This window comes from Anaerostipes hadrus ATCC 29173 = JCM 17467, assembly GCF_030296915.1.
Lineage (GTDB): Bacteria > Bacillota > Clostridia > Lachnospirales > Lachnospiraceae > Anaerostipes > Anaerostipes hadrus.
On sequence record NZ_AP028031.1, the window covers coordinates 467,009 to 484,534 of the forward strand.

Annotated in this window: 25 protein-coding genes; 21 read left to right on the forward strand and 4 right to left on the reverse strand. The window is 35.4% G+C overall.

Features of this window, described 5'->3' with window-relative positions; translation table 11 throughout:
- Nucleotides 1–35 precede the first annotated feature (35 nt).
- Entirely contained in the window at nt 36–209 is a 174-nt protein-coding gene (locus tag QUE18_RS02235) for a FeoB-associated Cys-rich membrane protein (RefSeq protein WP_008394058.1), read from the forward strand.
- A 149-nt stretch (nt 210–358) separates the two neighbouring features.
- Nucleotides 359–721, forward strand: coding sequence for a heavy-metal-associated domain-containing protein (locus tag QUE18_RS02240; RefSeq protein ID WP_008394059.1), 363 nt, complete (start codon nt 359–361; stop codon nt 719–721).
- A 96-nt stretch (nt 722–817) separates the two neighbouring features.
- Here the strand turns inward: QUE18_RS02240 and QUE18_RS02245 are convergent, their stop codons facing one another.
- Nucleotides 818–1,216, reverse strand: coding sequence for a metal-dependent transcriptional regulator (locus QUE18_RS02245; RefSeq protein WP_008394060.1), 399 nt, complete (start codon nt 1,214–1,216; stop codon nt 818–820).
- Between the two features lie 321 nt (nt 1,217–1,537).
- Between QUE18_RS02245 and QUE18_RS02250 the strand changes: the two genes are divergently transcribed.
- The 3 genes from QUE18_RS02250 to QUE18_RS02260 all read left to right on the forward strand — a co-directional run bounded on the left by QUE18_RS02250 (nt 1,538) and on the right by QUE18_RS02260 (nt 3,386).
- On the forward strand, nt 1,538–1,786 hold the full coding sequence (locus QUE18_RS02250) for a transcriptional repressor (protein WP_008394061.1): 249 nt from the start codon (nt 1,538–1,540) through the stop codon (nt 1,784–1,786).
- Nucleotides 1,787–1,885: 99 nt separating this feature from the next.
- Nucleotides 1,886–2,590, forward strand: coding sequence for a class B sortase (srtB, locus tag QUE18_RS02255; protein WP_009203232.1), 705 nt, complete (start codon nt 1,886–1,888; stop codon nt 2,588–2,590).
- Between the two features lie 37 nt (nt 2,591–2,627).
- The gene (locus QUE18_RS02260; protein WP_077327751.1) at nt 2,628–3,386 is read left to right on the forward strand and encodes a glycoside hydrolase family 25 protein; all 759 of its coding nucleotides are present in this window, start codon (nt 2,628–2,630) and stop codon (nt 3,384–3,386) included.
- Between the two features lie 49 nt (nt 3,387–3,435).
- Here QUE18_RS02260 and QUE18_RS02265 read toward each other — a convergent pair whose 3' ends face one another.
- Nucleotides 3,436–4,347: a CPBP family intramembrane glutamic endopeptidase gene (locus tag QUE18_RS02265; protein WP_242852701.1), complete on the reverse strand. Its 912-nt coding sequence runs from the start codon at nt 4,345–4,347 to the stop codon at nt 3,436–3,438.
- Nucleotides 4,348–4,359: 12 nt separating this feature from the next.
- The gene (locus tag QUE18_RS02270; protein WP_008394066.1) at nt 4,360–5,196 is read right to left on the reverse strand and encodes a CvfB family protein; all 837 of its coding nucleotides are present in this window, start codon (nt 5,194–5,196) and stop codon (nt 4,360–4,362) included.
- A gap of 238 nt (nt 5,197–5,434) precedes the next feature.
- Between QUE18_RS02270 and QUE18_RS02275 the strand changes: the two genes are divergently transcribed.
- From QUE18_RS02275 to QUE18_RS02350, 16 genes are all read left to right on the forward strand, one after another.
- The gene (locus tag QUE18_RS02275) at nt 5,435–5,710 is read left to right on the forward strand and encodes an HU family DNA-binding protein (protein ID WP_008394067.1); all 276 of its coding nucleotides are present in this window, start codon (nt 5,435–5,437) and stop codon (nt 5,708–5,710) included.
- Between the two features lie 103 nt (nt 5,711–5,813).
- Nucleotides 5,814–6,053, forward strand: a complete 240-nt coding sequence (locus QUE18_RS02280) for an RNA-binding S4 domain-containing protein (RefSeq protein WP_008394068.1) — start codon at nt 5,814–5,816, stop codon at nt 6,051–6,053.
- A gap of 58 nt (nt 6,054–6,111) precedes the next feature.
- Nucleotides 6,112–6,396: a sporulation protein YabP gene (yabP, locus tag QUE18_RS02285; RefSeq protein WP_008394069.1), complete on the forward strand. Its 285-nt coding sequence runs from the start codon at nt 6,112–6,114 to the stop codon at nt 6,394–6,396.
- The gene (yabQ, locus tag QUE18_RS02290; protein WP_009203229.1) at nt 6,396–6,872 is read left to right on the forward strand and encodes a spore cortex biosynthesis protein YabQ; all 477 of its coding nucleotides are present in this window, start codon (nt 6,396–6,398) and stop codon (nt 6,870–6,872) included. The genes yabP and yabQ overlap by 1 nt, the downstream gene beginning before the upstream one ends.
- Nucleotides 6,847–7,146 carry a cell division protein FtsL gene (ftsL, locus tag QUE18_RS02295; RefSeq protein WP_008394071.1) on the forward strand — a complete coding sequence of 100 codons (300 nt, stop codon included), beginning with the start codon at nt 6,847–6,849 and terminating at the stop codon, nt 7,144–7,146. Before yabQ ends, ftsL begins: the two co-directional genes overlap by 26 nt.
- Before the next feature lie 195 nt (nt 7,147–7,341).
- Nucleotides 7,342–9,300, forward strand: coding sequence for a BglG family transcription antiterminator (locus tag QUE18_RS02300; protein ID WP_040344082.1), 1,959 nt, complete (start codon nt 7,342–7,344; stop codon nt 9,298–9,300).
- Nucleotides 9,301–9,312: 12 nt separating this feature from the next.
- On the forward strand, nt 9,313–9,750 hold the full coding sequence (locus QUE18_RS02305) for a PTS sugar transporter subunit IIA (protein ID WP_008394077.1): 438 nt from the start codon (nt 9,313–9,315) through the stop codon (nt 9,748–9,750).
- A gap of 26 nt (nt 9,751–9,776) precedes the next feature.
- On the forward strand, nt 9,777–10,067 hold the full coding sequence (locus QUE18_RS02310; protein ID WP_008394078.1) for a PTS sugar transporter subunit IIB: 291 nt from the start codon (nt 9,777–9,779) through the stop codon (nt 10,065–10,067).
- 30 nt (nt 10,068–10,097) lie between these two features.
- Nucleotides 10,098–11,375 (forward strand): PTS ascorbate transporter subunit IIC, encoded by a 1,278-nt coding sequence (locus QUE18_RS02315; protein WP_008394079.1) that lies wholly within the window; start codon nt 10,098–10,100, stop codon nt 11,373–11,375.
- A 50-nt stretch (nt 11,376–11,425) separates the two neighbouring features.
- The gene (locus QUE18_RS02320; RefSeq protein ID WP_008394080.1) at nt 11,426–11,809 is read left to right on the forward strand and encodes a tetratricopeptide repeat protein; all 384 of its coding nucleotides are present in this window, start codon (nt 11,426–11,428) and stop codon (nt 11,807–11,809) included.
- Between the two features lie 79 nt (nt 11,810–11,888).
- Nucleotides 11,889–12,734, forward strand: coding sequence for a class II fructose-bisphosphate aldolase (locus QUE18_RS02325; protein ID WP_009203227.1), 846 nt, complete (start codon nt 11,889–11,891; stop codon nt 12,732–12,734).
- Nucleotides 12,735–12,857: 123 nt separating this feature from the next.
- Nucleotides 12,858–13,466, forward strand: coding sequence for a P-loop nucleotide/nucleoside kinase family protein (locus tag QUE18_RS02330; RefSeq protein WP_008394082.1), 609 nt, complete (start codon nt 12,858–12,860; stop codon nt 13,464–13,466).
- A gap of 11 nt (nt 13,467–13,477) precedes the next feature.
- Entirely contained in the window at nt 13,478–14,407 is a 930-nt protein-coding gene (locus QUE18_RS02335) for a carbohydrate kinase family protein (RefSeq protein WP_008394084.1), read from the forward strand.
- The gene (deoC, locus tag QUE18_RS02340; RefSeq protein ID WP_008394085.1) at nt 14,385–15,038 is read left to right on the forward strand and encodes a deoxyribose-phosphate aldolase; all 654 of its coding nucleotides are present in this window, start codon (nt 14,385–14,387) and stop codon (nt 15,036–15,038) included. The genes QUE18_RS02335 and deoC overlap by 23 nt, the downstream gene beginning before the upstream one ends.
- A 103-nt stretch (nt 15,039–15,141) precedes the next feature.
- Nucleotides 15,142–15,933, forward strand: coding sequence for a metal-dependent transcriptional regulator (locus QUE18_RS02345; protein ID WP_008394087.1), 792 nt, complete (start codon nt 15,142–15,144; stop codon nt 15,931–15,933).
- Between the two features lie 10 nt (nt 15,934–15,943).
- Nucleotides 15,944–16,789: an iron transport-associated domain protein gene (locus QUE18_RS02350; protein ID WP_009203226.1), complete on the forward strand. Its 846-nt coding sequence runs from the start codon at nt 15,944–15,946 to the stop codon at nt 16,787–16,789.
- Nucleotides 16,790–16,916: 127 nt separating this feature from the next.
- Here QUE18_RS02350 and QUE18_RS02355 read toward each other — a convergent pair whose 3' ends face one another.
- Entirely contained in the window at nt 16,917–17,234 is a 318-nt protein-coding gene (locus QUE18_RS02355) for a helix-turn-helix domain-containing protein (protein ID WP_009203225.1), read from the reverse strand.
- Nucleotides 17,235–17,526 lie beyond the last annotated feature (292 nt).

A 17,526-nucleotide genomic window follows, 5' to 3' on the forward strand; every position in this document is an offset into this window, starting at 1 on the left:
ATATAAAAAAGATATGATATAAAGGAGGGACGATTATGAATCCAGTAAGTATTATCATATTGTTATTGATTATTGCATATTGCGCATTTGTTATTTATAAACAGGTGCAGAAGAAGAAACAAGGCGGATGTGGAGGCAACTGTGCAGGCTGCTCAGGATGCAGCAGTTTTCAGGTGAAGGATTCATCAGTCAAGAAAAAAGGAAGGTAATCAGCAATGGGAAATTCAACAGGTTCTATGTTTTATGCATTTGCAATCTTTATTGGATTATATCTTATCGGGGTGATCGGATACCAGCTTTATAAACTGATCCGTAAATTACTAAATAAATAATGTAAAGTAAAAAGAGGTATCATAAAATGGCAGATATTATTATTGTACTCATCCTTATTGTTATCGCAGTTTTTGCGATCAAACAGACAAAGAAACATATGCATGGGGAAAGTCCTTGCTGTGGCGGCGGATCGGGTACTGTAAAGAAAGTAAAAGAAAAACATTTAGATGGTCCCGTGATGGGAACGAAAACAATGAAGATCAAAGGTATGACTTGTGAACACTGTGTCAACAATGTGACAAATGCGATCAATAAAGTTGCAGGAGCTTCAGCAAAAGTATCTTTAAAAGATAAAGAAGCAATTATTTCATATGATCGTGAATTAAGTAATATTGAGCTTAGAAAAGCAGTAGAAGATGCAGGATATGAAGTCATATCACTTTCATAAAGAACGGTGTTGTAGAAGAAGTTATCGAAACCAGTAGAAAACAAAAAAGCACTTTTAAGATCTGTAATATACAGAAAAAAGTGCTTTTGTTTCAAATTATTTGTTTTGATTGCTGAGAGCTTTAATATGTTCTTCAGAATTCAGATGTGCTTTGATCGCATGAAAGCTTTCAGGGCTGATCACATGTTCCATACGGCAGGCATCTTCAGCTGCAATCTCTGCAGGAACTCCAAGTTTGATCAGCATGTTAGATAAAACAGTATGGCGCTCAAAAATCGTATCAGCAATCTTATGACCAGCTTCAGTTAAAGAGATGAAACCATCAGAATCAACGGTGATCATATCAGAATTACGAAGATTTTTCATAGCAATACTGACACTTGGTTTAGAGAAATTCAAATAATGAGCAATATCAATGGATCTTACAGACCCTTTGTTTTGTTTCAAAATTAAAATAGCTTCCAAATAATTTTCAGCGGATTCTTGTATTTTCAAAAAGATTCCTCCTTACTAATAATTGTATATCTAGTCTACAAGATATGTTTATTTTGGTTATCATTGTATCATAAACAGTGTGTATTTTCAATGGAAGCACATGAGAAAAAATACCGTGAAAAAATAAAAAAATTAAGAAAAACTATTGACAAAATGGTTAGGTAATGCTAACCTTATATATGTAATTAGATGAGACTAACTCATCAAAACGACCTTTATATAGTATAATCATTTATGTAGTATGAATGCGAGATAAAGTGTCATGCCATAGACTTTATCCCGCAGTCATGCATACAACAGCAAGGCAAGGTGGAGAACAGCATGTGCCAAGAACAAGTAGAGAAGGCTTTACAACAAAGTGGTAAGAGAATCACACAACAGAGAAAGATTCTACTAGATGTTATCTTGAATGGAGAATGGGAATGCTGCAAAGAGATCTATTACGAAGCAGTCAAACGAGATTCTTCCATTGGAATGGCAACAGTATACCGCATGATGACAACACTCGAAGAGATCGGAGTCATCGAGAGAAGATGCGTATTTCGAGTAAGAGATGAAGTAGAGCTTTAAAATTAAATCAATCATAAAAAATTAAGAAAGTATTTGGTTTCAATCAATGAAATCAGATACTTTTTCTGTTATAGTAAAAGAAAAGGGAGAATCGTGGTTATGAAAAAGATACTATATCATATCTTTCTCTTGCTCTGTATTGCAGTATTTTGCATTAGCGCCTATAAGCTGTATGGATATTATAAATCTTATAAAGAAGCGAAAGATACTTATGAAAAGATAAAAAAAGACAATGTAAAGAAGACAAATGGAGATAGAACGATTGATTTTGATAAACTTCGGGCAAAGAATCCAGACATTGTTGGCTGGGTTTACGCAAAGGGGACAGGAATTGATTATCCGATCGTTCAAGGTAAAGATAACGAAGAATATCTTCATATGGATTACAATAAGAAAAAAAGCAGTTCAGGGACGATCTTTTTAGATCACGGATGTGATAAGTCGTTTATCTCAGATAATAATATCATTTATGGACACCATATGAAAAATGGAACGATGTTTGCCAAGCTGCTAAAATTCAGAGAAGAATCCTTTCTAAAGAAACATCATGTGATTATTTTATATACTCCAAAGAAGACAATGCATTTGAAAGTGATCAGTGCTTATGCGGTGAAAGCACAGGATCAGATGCCAATCACATTTGCAAATGAAACGCAGAAGAAAGAATATATCACAAAGATTCGGAGAATGAGTGAACCATCGATCAAGCTGGATGATAAGAAGATCGATCGTATTTATACATTTGTGACATGCAGTTATGAAAGAGATGATAATAGGACATATGTACATGCAGTGGAAGAATGACAAGGATGATAGAAAGTGTTAGATCAAGATGAAAAAAATGAAACTAACAAAGAAGAATAAAAAAGAATTAAAGATGATCTGTGGAGTTTTAATCTTTTTTGCAGTGATCTTTATATGGATCGTACAGAATATCGGTCTGCCGATCAAGACACAAGTAGAAAAAGGCCGGATCAAGGTGATCGACATATCATCCTATAACGGGACAGTCAATTGGAAGAAGGTCAAAGACCATAATATCAATCATGCGATGATCAAGATCGGTTCAGGGATGAATGAGAAGAGAGCAGGAAGGAAAGACAGTAAATTTGATACCAATTTCCGCAATGCAGGATATGCATCAATTCACAGAGGCGTTTATTATTATTCTTATGCGAAGACAACCAGTGATGCAAAAAAAGAAGCCAGACACTGCTTAAAACTCCTCAAAGAGCAGGGAATCGATCCGACAGATTTAGATCTCCCAGTGGCATTTGATATCGAAGAAGAAGCGGTATTTCAGACAGGAAGACGTAATGTGACAGCAGTCACGACAACATTTTGTGATGAGATAAAGAAAGCAGGATTTGAGCCTATGGTTTATTCAGGAGCTTCAGCACTTCGAAATTATTTTGAATATAGTAAGATCAGAGAATATAAGATCTGGGTGGCACATTATACGAAAGCATCCGCACCAGCAATCCCATTTTCTTATGATATGTGGCAGTATACAAGCAGAGCTGTTATAAATGGGGCTAATACAGGAATGGGGTATTGTGATCTGAATTATTATCTGGTAGACAAGAATTACAAAGAATAAAAGAACTTCAGAATATGAAAGAAATAGCATATTCTGAAGTTCTTTTGGTTTAAAGAAAAGATGATGTAATCTCCATCATGATCGAAAAGAGAAAACAAACAATAAATGCAGCCCAGAAAGAGATGTTTGTAACACGTTTCTTTGGCCAGGTCTGTCGGATATCTTTCTGAAACCATGTTTTTATATAGCCGAGCCGTCCATTCAGATAAGCAATCGCAACGAGCAGAAAGATACTAAGGATAAGTCCGATCAATGCAACAGGAATGGATGCAATGATCGAAGATACCGTTACTGTATTTGCAGTATCAAGATTGTTTACACCAAAAAGTGAAACTTTTGATATTGCATAAGTTAAAAGGATGGAAGATCCATTAAAAATCATGTGAGCAGTTATGGTTGCAAAAATGGAATCCGTTGCTTCTAATAAGCATCCAAATACGATACCCAAAAAGAATGCATAGGAAAACTGCTGAAAGTTCATATGAGCTATACCAAAAAGCAAAGCAGATAATAAGATTCCTTTGATGGGATTGGCTTTTCGCAGTCTGGAATAAAGTACTCCACGGAACAGTATCTCTTCCACAAGACCTGGAAGAAAAGCGGTTGTAAAAACTGATAATCCAAGACTCTGCATCACTTTCTGTGTCATAGTGTTGGTTGTAACATCTTGAAAAAACAAATTGGCGATCATAGTAATAAACCCTGCAACTGGACGGATCGTAAAGGCAAGAAGGATCACGAGAAAAAATGAACCAATATGGATCTTATACATTCGTAATGTCTTCTTTGTATCATCTCCACAGATCTTAAGATAAAGAAAAGCGGCAATGAGTAAAATACCATAAAATAAAGTAGTAAAAAGATATGTGTTGGTAATAAAAATCCCCATTCCAGTGGAAAGTATAAAATACAAGATCACATAAAACAGGCTGAAGCAGCCAGCGGATTTGATATATTTCATGGAGTTACCTCGCTATTTTTTTAAGATTCCATTGTCTGTGATCGTGATCAGTCCGTCCTTTAACAGGCGTCCAACTGCACGTTTAAAAGCAGCCTTGCTAAGTCCAAGCTCACGTTCGATCGTAGCAGGTCTCGCCTTATCATTAAATGGAAGACGGCCATCATAGCTTTCAATGGTATCCATGATTAATTTCGCATCACGATCAATCTGAAGGTAAGCTTTCTCATGAGGGCTTAGGGATAATTTACCATCTTCATTCACTTTTGTAACACGAAGGTTAAGCTGTTCACCAATTACGATTTTATTGTGAATCTCGCGTTTTGGGATACGTCCAAGGAACTGATCTTCTACAGCAACAAAAGCACCATGATCAGGGTTGATATTATAAACAGTGGCATGCACCCAATCGTTGACTTTAAAATGATGATCTGTCGATAATAATTTACCAATCTTCATTGTTGCACAAAGACGATCACTCTTATCAATATAAAGAGAAACCAGATATTCTTTATTTGGACGGATATGTCCTAACTGTTCTTTAAATGGAAGAAACAGATCTTTTTCTAGTCCCCAGTCAAGGAAAGCACCAATTTTGCTAACTTCTTTGACACGTAGAGGGCGGATCGCACCTAATGTGATCTTTGGAATATGAACGGTAGCAATTGGGCGATCCTCAGAGTCCTTATAAACAAAACATGAAATCTGATCACCGATCCTTGCACCATCTGGAACTTGTTTGGCAGGAAGAAGGATACTTCCATCTGTTACATCCTTTTGGTCATTGACATAAACACCAAACTCCTTTTTCTTCACAATATATAAATCTTGAAATTTTCCTAATTGAATCATATTTATCCTCTTTCTTAATTTTTAGATTTGTCAGACACTTAATCGTTGATTTTTGTCGTTTTCACACATTATAACACAGTTCCATAAAAAAGCGAAAGAAAAAGCCTGAAAACAGCATAAAAACGTGGTTTATTTGAAGTTTTTACTTGACTTAGATGAGGAAAGCCTATAGAATTATCTTATGCAAATTCAAAGACATATACAATTATGTTTGAGTTGAGATTAGGAGGAAAATTTAATGAACAAGACAGAATTAGTTGCAGCAATTGCAAAGAAAACAGAATTGTCTAAAAAAGATGCAGAAAAGGCATTAAAAGCTTTTACAGATGTAGTTGCAGAAGAATTAAAGAAAGGTGAGAAGATCCAGTTAGTAGGATTCGGAACTTTTGAAGTATCTGAAAGAGCTGCAAGAGAAGGAAGAAACCCTCGCAGCGGAGAAGTTATGCACATTGCAGCTTCTAAAGCACCTAAATTCAAAGCAGGAAAAGCTTTAAAAGATATTGTAAACGAATAGAATGTTCATTTGATATTACATTAACTGCCGGTTTCTATGGATCCGGCAGTTTTTCTATATCTATTTCAGCAATATAACATAGAAGAAAGAAGGAGACATAATCATGCGTTTAGACAAGTTTTTAAAAGTATCCAGACTGATCAAGAGAAGAACTGTTGCGAATGAAGCCTGTAGTGCAGGAAGAGTTCTAGTGAACGGCAAAGCAGCGAAAGCTGGAACGAATGTGAAACCAGGAGACAGAATAGATATCCAGTTTGGAAATAGAGAGACAGCAGTAGAAGTAGTTTCTATAGCAGAGACAGTGAAGAAAGATGAAGCAGCAGATCTGTACAAGTTTTTATAGGTATGTTTTATAAGCTTTGTTCATAAGATGTATAAAACATTTTGGGAGGAAGTTTAGTATGATAGAAGAGAGACAACCTTTAAGAGCACATAAGATCAGCTTATCAAACCGATCTCTTGGCGTGATCACAGGGGTAAAAGATGTTGTTTCCTTTGATCTTAATGAGATCATTCTTGACACAGATCAGGGACTGTTAATGATCAAGGGAAAGAATCTCCATGTAAAGAAATTACTGGTTGAGAAGGGTGAAGTAGAGATTACGGGAAAGATTGACAGTTTTTTATACTCTAATATAGAAGAGCCAGGAAAGAAAGAAGGATTATTAGGAAGGTTACTGAAATAATGAAAGAGACTGTAACCGATCCGTTGTTATTTTTTCTTGTGTCAATTTTATTTGGTGTATGTTTGCATGCAATATATGATATTATTCGTGGAATTCGAAGAGTATTCTATCATAAAAGCGTGTTTTTGTTTATAGAAGATATAGGATTTGGAATATTTACAGCAGTGATGGCATTTATATTTCTTTGTACATATAACGATGGCGAGTTAAGAGGATTCTTTTTCCTCGGAATTGTGATCGGAATGATTCTATATTATCAATTATGCAGCAAGTTCCTTTTGAGGGCTGTCATACATATTACAGAGAAGCTAAAGAAGATCATAAGGCAATTTGAAAAAGTATGTTTAAGACCAGGAATTCATATCAAGAGAAACCTGAAATGGCAATTGAAAAAAGAAAAAAAACAAGTTACAATGGCACTAAAGAAACAAATAAAAAGAGGTGGTAAAAGTGACAATACGAAAGAAACAAAATAAGCTGGATCAGAGGACAAAGATCATCATGATCATTGTTCTGATATTTGTAGTCATTTTAGCATTTTCCTATATCAATCTACGACAGAAATCAAAGAAGATCGCCAAAGAGCAGCAGCAGGTGGAATCCCAGATCAAGAAACAAGAAGAGAAGAAAAAAGAATTAAAGAAGAAAAAAGAATATATCAAGACAAAAGAATTTATTGAAAAGACAGCCACAGAGAAGTTTGGACTATTGTACCCGGGAGAGTACTTACTCAAAGGATCAGATGACTGATAAACAACAGAATTAAAAAATTTAGGGGGGGGGAACAAACGTTCCTCCCTTCGTTTTGCTTATAATGTGAAAGACGAAATTTTAGCTAAAGATAAAAGGCGGAAATTTCGTCTTTTTTTCCGCCTTAAGTGGAAAAAGACGAACTATATTCTTATGTGCATATTGCATATAATTTAGTACAGAAGGAGAAAAGTAATGGAAATATCAAACAAACGATGTATCCAGATTCTGAAATTATTGTTGAAAAATAAAGAATGTATGACAGGAGATAATCTTGCAGTTGCAATCGGAGTGTCTTCAAGAACCATTCGAAATGATATGAAAGATTTAAATAGAGCATTGGAAGATCATGGTGCAAGCGTTGTATCAGAGATTGGACAAGGATATTATTTAAAGATTGAAGATCAGGAAAAATTTTTAGCATTTCAGAATGAGATGGAAGAGCAAAAAAGAGAAAAAGATTTTAAAAATATTATTCCATCAGAGCCAGAAGACAGAGTAAAGTATATTATTTCAAAGTTATTGCTGTCGATACTCAATGGAAGAAAAGAAAAAATAGAGTTTTTTGATCTGGAAGAAGAACTTTTCATTAGTACTTCTACTTTAAAGAAAGACTTTCGCAATATCGATAAAGTCTTAAAACCTTACGATCTTAAAATCAGTATCACAAAGAAAGATGGTGTGAAGATCGTAGGAGATGAGGCGAAGATACGATATTGTATTTCAGAATATATCTTTAACAGCAAAGGGTATTTTGGAATAGAAGAAAATCAATTTTATCAAAGTATTTTTAAAGAACAGGAAATTGAAAAATTAAGAGAAATTTTGCTTGATGTAATTTCGGTTTATAATTTAAGACTTACAGATCTGGCATTTAAAAACGTTTTGATTCATAGTTTGATCATGTTAAAACGCTTTGCAAGGCAAAAGAGTGTGACATACGAAGAAAATGATATCAAAACATTTGAAAAGAAAGTTGAATTTGAATGTGCTCAGGAGATCATCAAACGCATTCAGCAAGACTTTGAAGTAGATCTTGGAAATGAAGTTTATTATTTGACACAGCACTTGATCTCAAGTCAGAGATTTTTGATTGATGATCCAAAAGAAGATTATGAATATAAAAACGAAATTGAAAAAATTCTGATAAAGATCAAGGAAGAGACAAACATTGATCTTTCCGATGATAAACAGCTGATTAATGGATTGGCAATGCACTTGAGTGCGGCACTTCAGAGAATGCGGTTCGATATGAATATTCGAAATGAATTTTTAGATTCGATCAAGAATATGTATCCACTGGCATTTGAACTTGCAGTGATCGCAGGAGAGATCATTGAAGAGAATTTCCAGTTTAGGACACAAGAAAATGAAATCGGTTTCTTGGCGATGCATTTTGGAGCAGCATTGGAAAGAAAAGGGCTTAATGAGAAAAAACCAAGAAAGAAAGCAATTATCGTGTGCTATGCAGGAGTTGCAACAGCGATGCTGATTAAAGAAAAGATTGAACAGAATTTTGGACATAAGATTGAAGTGCTCAAAACATGTTCGCAACAGGAAGTAAGTCAAGAGTTGATCGATCAGGTGGATCTTGTATTGACAACGGCAGAACTTTCAGAACTTAAATCTGACAAAATAAAGAAAATAAATCTATTTTTGGATGAAACAGATATTCAGTTCATAGGAAATATTTTAAAAGAAGATCAAAAAGATGAAATTGATTATCGAAAGATTTTTCGAAAAGAATTATTTTTCTATGATGTGGAATTTAAGAATAAAGAAGAAATTCTTGAACATATGACAAGAGAGATGCAGATACGAGGATTGATCAGTAAAGAAGGAAGTAAATCCGTATTTAAAAGAGAAGAAATGTCGACGACAGAACTGGGCAATATGGTAGCAATACCGCATGCAATGTCAAATGACTCTGAAGAGGCAGTCGTATCCGTTATGATCTTAAAGAAACCAATCCTCTGGGAAAATGAAAAAGTGCAGGTTGTACTTTTACTCAATGTACCAAAGTCACAATACAATATGTGGGAAGTTGTATTTAAACGATTATATCAATATCTGATTGGTGATCAAGGGGTTACAAAATTGATCAAAGATAAAGATTATGATGATTTTATTCGTCATTTGGAAAGAAATGAATAGGAAGGAAATATCATGGAATCACTAGTATTAAATAAAGACAACGTTAAATTGAAGGTAAAAGCTTCTGATTGGGAAGAAGCGGTTAGAATTGGGGCAGGGATGCTTGTAGAACAAGGATGTGCAAAACAATCTTATGTTGATGGTATCATTGCTTCTGTCAAAGAATTAGGGCCTTACATTGTCATTGCAGATGGAATCGCAATGCCGCACACAAGACCAGAACAGGGAGCTATTGGGATCGGTTGTAGTCTGATCACACTGGATCAGCCAGTAAAATTTGATGGAGATGACAGTGAAGTAAAAGTTATGATCTGTTTTTCAGCAGTAGACAGTGAAAGCCACATGGATATTCTTAAGATGATCGTTGAGTTTGTAGAGCGCGGACTCATTGATGATATAGCTAAAGCAACGACTTATGAAGAGTTACTTGAAGTGATCAAAGAGAAATAGTTTTAAAAAAGAAAGGAGACGAAACTATGTTACAGATTTTAACAGTATGCGGAGCAGGACTGGGAAGCAGTTTTGCATGTCAGATGAGTGTAGACGCCGTATTAAAGGAACTGGGTGTGGAGGCAAAACTTGACCATACAGACATCTCTAGTGTAGGGGGAGCAAAGGCTGACATCATTCTTTCAGGAAAGAACTTTGAGAAACAGTTTGAGCGTTATACACTGGACTGTCCAACAATTTTTCTCGATCGATTGGTCGATAAAAATGAGATCAAAGAAAAACTGACACCGGTTTTAAAAGATCTTGGAGTTTTATAAAACTAGCAAAATAGAGAGTGAGGAGAAAAAATGCAGGTTTTAAATTTTATCATTAAGAACATCCTGACACAGGCATCTGTTGTCGTAGGACTGATCGCACTGCTTGGTTTAGTGTTACAGAAAAAACCAATTGGTACTGTTGTATCAGGAACAATGAAAACTATCTTAGGATTCTTAGTATTATCCGCAGGTTCAAGCGTTATCCAGGGATCATTAGCTATTTTTGGTGATCTGTTTAATAAGGCCTTTGGACTTAAGGGTCTTGTAGCATCTATCGAAGGTATTAACGGTCAGGCAATGACAGACCTTGGACTTGGATCAGAGATCGCTATCACATTAGCAGGTATCTTTATTGTTAATATTATTTTAGCTCGTATTACACCATTTAAGTACATCTTCTTAACAGGACAGGCTTTATTATGGGAATCTACACTTTGCGTAGTATTTGCTTACTTCTGTGGATTAAGAGGACTTCCATTGATCATCGTAGGATCAATCGTTGGTGGTGCATTCGCAACATTAATGCCAGCATTCGCACAGCCAGTTATGCGGCAGATCACCGGTAGTGATGATATCGCATTAGGACATTTCTGTACATTTGGATATATGTTCACAGCATTAATTGCTAAATTAACAGGTGATAAATCTAAATCAACAGAAGATGTTGCATTACCTAAGAGTCTTGAATTCTTACAGGATACATATTTATCAGTAATGGTAGTTATGGTGCCATTTTACTTGATTGTAGCAATCTTTGCAGGACCTAAAGCATGTGCTGAATACGCAGGAGCTACAAACTACATCGTATTCATGTTCTTACAGGCATTACAGTTTGTGACAGGTTTATACGTATTAATGGCAGGTGTTCGTTTACTGTTAGCTGAATTAGTACCAGCTTTCCAGGGAATCTCTATGAAACTGGTTCCAAATTCAAAACCAGCCTTAGACTGCCCAGTATTATTCCCATATGCACCAAACGCAGTAATCTTAGGATTCATCTTTACAACAATCGGATCTATCATCGGTATGTTCTTAACACCAATGCTTGGATTACCAATGATCTTACCTGGAGTTATGAGTAACTTCTTCGCAGGTGGTACAGCTGGTATCTTTGCTAACCAGGTTGGTGGACGTCGCGGAACGATTATTGGATGTATTGCACATGGTATCTTCATCATGATCTTACCAGCTTTACTTTCCCCAATGCTTGGACAGATTGGATTCCAGAACATGACATGTACAGACGTAGATACTGTAGTAACAGGATTCTTCTTCATGATCATTAAATCTATCGCAGGAATCTTCTAAGATTAGAAAGCAAAAGATCATTATAGAAAGTTATACAGGAGGGATGATCAATGTTTTTCTTTGGTAAAAAGAAGAAAGAAAAGAAGCAAGAGCAGGCAGTTCCTGTTGTAAATAAAGAGGAATTGATCGCGAAAGCTTCAGAAAAAGTAACAGAATTAGAAAGTAAAACAGGGGATGAGAGAGTTTCATTATTAAACGAAATCGGATCCCTGTATACACAAGCAGAAGAAACAGATCTGGCAATCCAATATTATGAAGAAAGCTTGGAACTTTGCAAGCAGCACGGAAAAGCGAGCACAGATCTAATGAAACTTTACAATAAAAAACGTCAAGAAGCTGCAGAAGCGAAAGATGATGAAAAAGTAAAGGAATATATGGATAAGGTTCAGAACCTGATGCAGATGTCAAAGGATATGATCCGAGGAAATGCATAACATTTACGGGGAGGAAATTCCTCCCTGCAAACATATAATTCATTCGCAACGTATAAGGCAAAATTAAAGGAGTAAAGAAATGTATAAAAATTTGATTGAATTATTTAAAGAAAATGAAGGTAAAGGAGCAGTAGGAGCATTCAACTTACATTGTTTTGAAATGCTTCCAGCAATGATTCAAGCAGCAGAAGAACTGAACGTTCCAATCATTATCCAGACTTCTCTTGGAACAGCTGAATATATTGGTTTTGAACCATTGATCGCAGCTGTAAAAGCTTTAGCAGAAAAATCTTCTGTAAATGTAGCTCTTCATATGGATCATTGTAAAAGCATTGAAGCACTGAAAAAAGCAATCGATCTTGGATATTCTTCTGTAATGTATGATGGATCTGCATTACCAATTGAAGAAAATATCAAAAATACACAAGAAGTTGTAGCATATGCTCATGCACATGGAGTATCTGTAGAAGGTGAAATCGGATCTATCGGTGGAGCTGAAGAAGGTGTTGTAGTAGAAAAAGACGCTGCGATGTATACAAAACCAGAAGATGCACTTCATTATGTTAATGAAACACATGTAGATGCATTAGCAGTATCTATTGGTACAACACATGGTCAGTTCAAATCTAAAGCTAAGATCAATTATGAATTATTAACAGAATTAAAAGCTAAATTAGGACCTGTTGGATTAGTTCTTCATGGAGGAACAGGAGTATCTGATGAAGATATGAAACGTTGTGTACGTGAAGGAATGAAAAAGATCAATGTGGGAACAGAATTAAATAAAAACTATATTGAAGTTGTCAGCAAAACATTCACAGCTGATGATGTAACACCACTGACATCTTTAAGAAATCTGTTAGGACCAGCAAATGAAAGAATCAAAGAAATTGTTATAGATAAGGCTTCATTATTTAAATTATAGGATTAAAAAGTTTAAATAACCCTCTTATATTATATAATTCATCAGGTGCGGCAGGGAGGAATGAATCCCTGCCGCATTTAACTTTTTAGAAAAATATCTATCATTTGAGCGGAGGAAATAAGCATGAAAAAAACGATCGTATTGCTTGCAGGATACCCGGCAACAGGAAAAAGTTATCTTTGTAATAAAATATTAGAAAAACTTCCAGACTTTTTGATCGTATCTCAGGATGATATGAAAGAAAAATTATTTGACCAGTATGGATTTGATAATATGGAAGAAAAAGTAGCCATTGAAAATCAGAGCTGGGAACAGTACTATGAAGTTATGGAAGAAGATCTTAAGAATGGGGATTCCATTATTTCAGATTACCCATTCAGTGTAAAACAGAAAGACAAGATTAAAAATCTTGCAGAGAAATATGAATATCAAGTTGTAACATTCCGCTTGATCGGAGATCTAGAAGTTTTATTTAAGCGTTCACAAAAGAGAGATTTGGATCCAAAGAGACATTTAAGTCATCTGGTATCACGTTATCATAAAGGTGATGTACTAGAAGACAGAAGCAAGGCAGATTGTCTTGTAACCTATGATATTTTTATGGATCGTTGCAAGAACCGTGGATACGGAACATTTGAACTGGGACATCTGATCGAAGTTGATGTAACAGATTTTTCGAAGATTGATTACCCAGCATTGATCAAAGAATTATGTGATCTTGTAGAAGAATAAAGGAGAAACAGATGGGAAGTATTTTTTGTATCGGACAGTCAGCGTATGATATCACGATTCCGCTTGACGGCGCGATCTGTGAGAATCAAAAATACCGCGTGACACAAAAAGAAGAATGTGGAGGCGGACCTGCATTTAATGCTGCATATCTGTGTGCAATGTGGGGAGAAAAAGTAGAATTGATCAGCAGGATCGGAAACGATACTTACGGGAAACGATTGTTAGAAATTGCTGCACAGGCTGGGATCGGAACCAATTATCTGATCAAGGATGATGAGATTGAAACACCGCATAGTTATATTTTTTCAAATCAGGAAAATGGATCAAGAACGTTATTTAATTTCCCAGGTGAGAAAAAAGACATTAAATATAAATATCCGGATGAAGAAGTCTCTGTTATCTTAAGTGATGGACACGAACCAGAGATCAGTGTGGAGGCAATTCATCATTATAAGAGTGCCATTTCAATCGTAGATGCAGGGACATGCAGAGAAAGTACAATGCAGGTAGCAAAAGAAGTAGATTATCTGGTATGTTCTGAAGATTTTGCAAGACAATATACAGGAAAGACGATCAATCTTAATGATCCAAAGAAAGCATGTGAAATCTTTGAAGAAGTAGAACAGATCAATCATAAGCATGCAGTGGTCACACTGGGAGAAAAAGGATTATTATATCGTAGAGATGGAAAGATCACATTGATGCCAGCATTTAAAGTAAAAGCAGTCGATACAAATGGTGCAGGGGACATTTTTCATGGTGCATTTGCATATGCGATCAAGCAGCAATTGGATTTTTATGATGTATTAAAAATAAGCTCTATGGCGTCTGCGATTTCCGTGCAGACATTAGGAGCACAATCCTCTATACCACAATTAACAAAAGTAACAAGCGAACTTCAAAAGAAGGGAAATCATTATGACAAGAGAAGATATCTTTAAAACTGTTGATCACACACTATTAGCCCAGACAGCAACTTGGGAAGAAATTAAAGAAATATGCGATGATGCGATCAAATACCAGACAGCATCTGTATGTATTCCAGCATCTTATGTAAAAAGAGCAAAAGATTATGTTGATGGGAAAATGGCAATCTGTACAGTGATCGGATTCCCAAATGGATATAGTACAACAGCAGTCAAAGAATATGAAACAAAAGATGCTATATTAAATGGTGCAGATGAAATTGATATGGTCATCAACTTAGGAGATGTCAAAGATAAACATTTCGATAAGATCAAAGGCGAAATTGCGTTATTAAAGAGCGCATGTGGAGATAAAATATTAAAAGTTATCATCGAAACATGTCTGTTAACAGAAGAAGAAAAGATTAAGATGTGTGAGATTGTAACAGAAGCAGGAGCAGATTTCATCAAAACATCTACAGGATTCTCAACATCAGGAGCAACATTTGACGATATTGCTTTATTTAAGAAATATGTTGGAGAAAATGTAAAGATCAAGGCAGCAGGAGGAATCAGTTCCTTTGATGATGCTAAGAAATTTATCGAACTTGGGGCAGACCGCCTTGGAACAAGTCGATTAGTAAAAATCGCTAAAGCAGAAGCTTAAAAATACAATTTGAGAATATTTATCGTTAACAAAAAGGAATGTTGCATTCGTGCAACATTCCTTTTATCATTTTTATATAGAATGATGAGAAGAGGAACAGTATATGTCAAAAGAGATATCAAAACAGGAAAAAGAAGATTATCTAAGTCTAATGTATGAAATGAAACGAAAAGAGAACCAGATTGTAAAATCCGACTTATCCAGGGAACTTGAAGTGCCGTTATCAAGAGTTACCAGAGTTACAGATGGATTGTTAGAAGAAGGATATCTGTTAAAGGACGAAGGAAGAAGAATGTTCTTAACGCCGATGGGATTATCCAAAGGGCAGCAATGTCTGGAAAGAAAACGATGCCTTACAGAGTTTCTGCGTTTGGTTTCTGGTGTTGATGGAAGTATTGCAAAAGAAAATGCATGTGCGATCGAACATGTTCTGGATGAACGCATTTTAACCGGAATCCGTATGTTTATGGAAAACCGTCATACATATTCATATATGACTAGAGGAAATGATTTAAATCTGATGTTTCCAGAAGGAAAGAGGATCATGCCGATCGCATTTTTTGAAAAAGGAACATCACATCCAAGAATTCTTTCGAAAGAATATCAGCAGTTTGAGAAACGAGTGGAAGTAGCGATCAGCAAAGAAAGTTACTTGTATTTAAAACCGATAGATTCAGATCTGCTGAAAAAAGAAATTCGCTACTGTTATGGAAATCAATGGATGTATGCAAAAAAAGAAAATGGAAAATTTGGAATTTTGACAGAGGCATTGGACTGTACGATTCGAAGAAACGACAAATTATCTGAAGGAATTGTAGAAATAGTAGTGTGTGATCATCATGAAGAAGAGATTATAGAAGAATCGGTTCGTATTTTAACCGTATCATTAATTTAGGAGTTTGACAATGTGTGATAAAACAATGGAAAATTATAAACCGAATATGTTTCAGTTACAATGCTTAAAAGCATTAGAGATACAGATTGAGGAAGGAAAAGGATACAACGAAGCAGAGATCGGAAGAAAGATGCAGGTAAACAGATCAACAATCTCCCGATGCTTCAAAAGATACCGAGAAGAAGGATTCCTGGAAGATAAGGAATTTACCAGAAAAGGAAAAGAATTCTTAGAATATTATAAAATGATCGAAGCAGATCTTTACCATTACTTTGCATCTATTGGAATTAACGAACAACAACAAAGACAGGCAGTTAATGGAATGTTTGATACAGCAGATATCGATACGATTCAGAAATTATGCCAGAAAGAGAAAATGCATCTAAAGTATGAAAGTATCGGGAAAAATGAAAGTAAAGAAATTACTAAGATGACTTACGAACAATTATGCAGCAGTCTAAAAAAAGGCATATATCAAGTCGCATTTTCCATTTATCGACAAGGAAAAGACTGGCAAAGTCTCTCTATGGCAGACCAAGGATTTGAAAAACCAGCATATCTGCATTTAAAGGGGGATAAAAACTATTTAGAACTAGCCGTCAGAGAAATGAAAGCAATGACAAAAGGTGGAGCGATGCTGTCTGGACATATTCAGACAGTCAAATGTAGAAGCAGCAAAGACGTTTTAACAGATCTTCCGATCCAAGATAAGAAAATACAGATTCCATTTGAAGATTTTGAGTTTGAGCAGTTGTCAGAAACAGAAATCACCGGGCAGATCCAACTGTTTATGACAAGCAGCGTTGGGGAGAAGAGAATGCCAGAGAGTATGGCGACACTGATTTTGAAAATTTAAATTGTATAAGTTGAAGGTCATCGAGTATTTAGAGAAAAAATGAAAGATAGCATGTGAGCAACACGAATTCCATTGTTGCTCACATGCTATCTTTCTTTTATTTCTCCCCCATACAGGCAAGTCTACTCTACAAATTCCACAATTCAATCGTTTTCAGCAGTTTTTCTTTCGTATCCACATCAAGTTGCATGATCGCATTATAAAGTTTACGATCAAGCGCAGTTTCTGAATATTCCGGATCCAGAGTACCAACGAGAGAATCCAGAGAGCAGCCACAAAGCTTCGCATAATATGTTAAAATACGCAGAGACATAGCAGTACGGTTATTTTCTACATTGCTGATATAACCAGGCGTTACACCAAGAGCCTCAGCAACTTGATTTTGTGTTAAACCCATTTTTTGACGGATATGTTTGATATGAGTACCATAATTTTCAGAGTTCATATGATAGAGTCCTTTCTATATTATTCATAACAAAATTATATAATAAATGATGATGAAAATGTAGCTACTAATAGAATAGAATCTGTGGAATGGATATAAATGGAATAATAAGGAATAATAAGGCTGAAAGCTGCTTTACATCAACACCTAGGAATGAAGCAAGAAAGCAATTGAGAATCATTATCAATTACTGACCATATGTTGCAGTGATGCAACAAGATGGACGAAATGAATATGATGTATCGGAAAGATATTGTCATTTTTAAAGAGAAATAGTAAAACATCTTTTGGT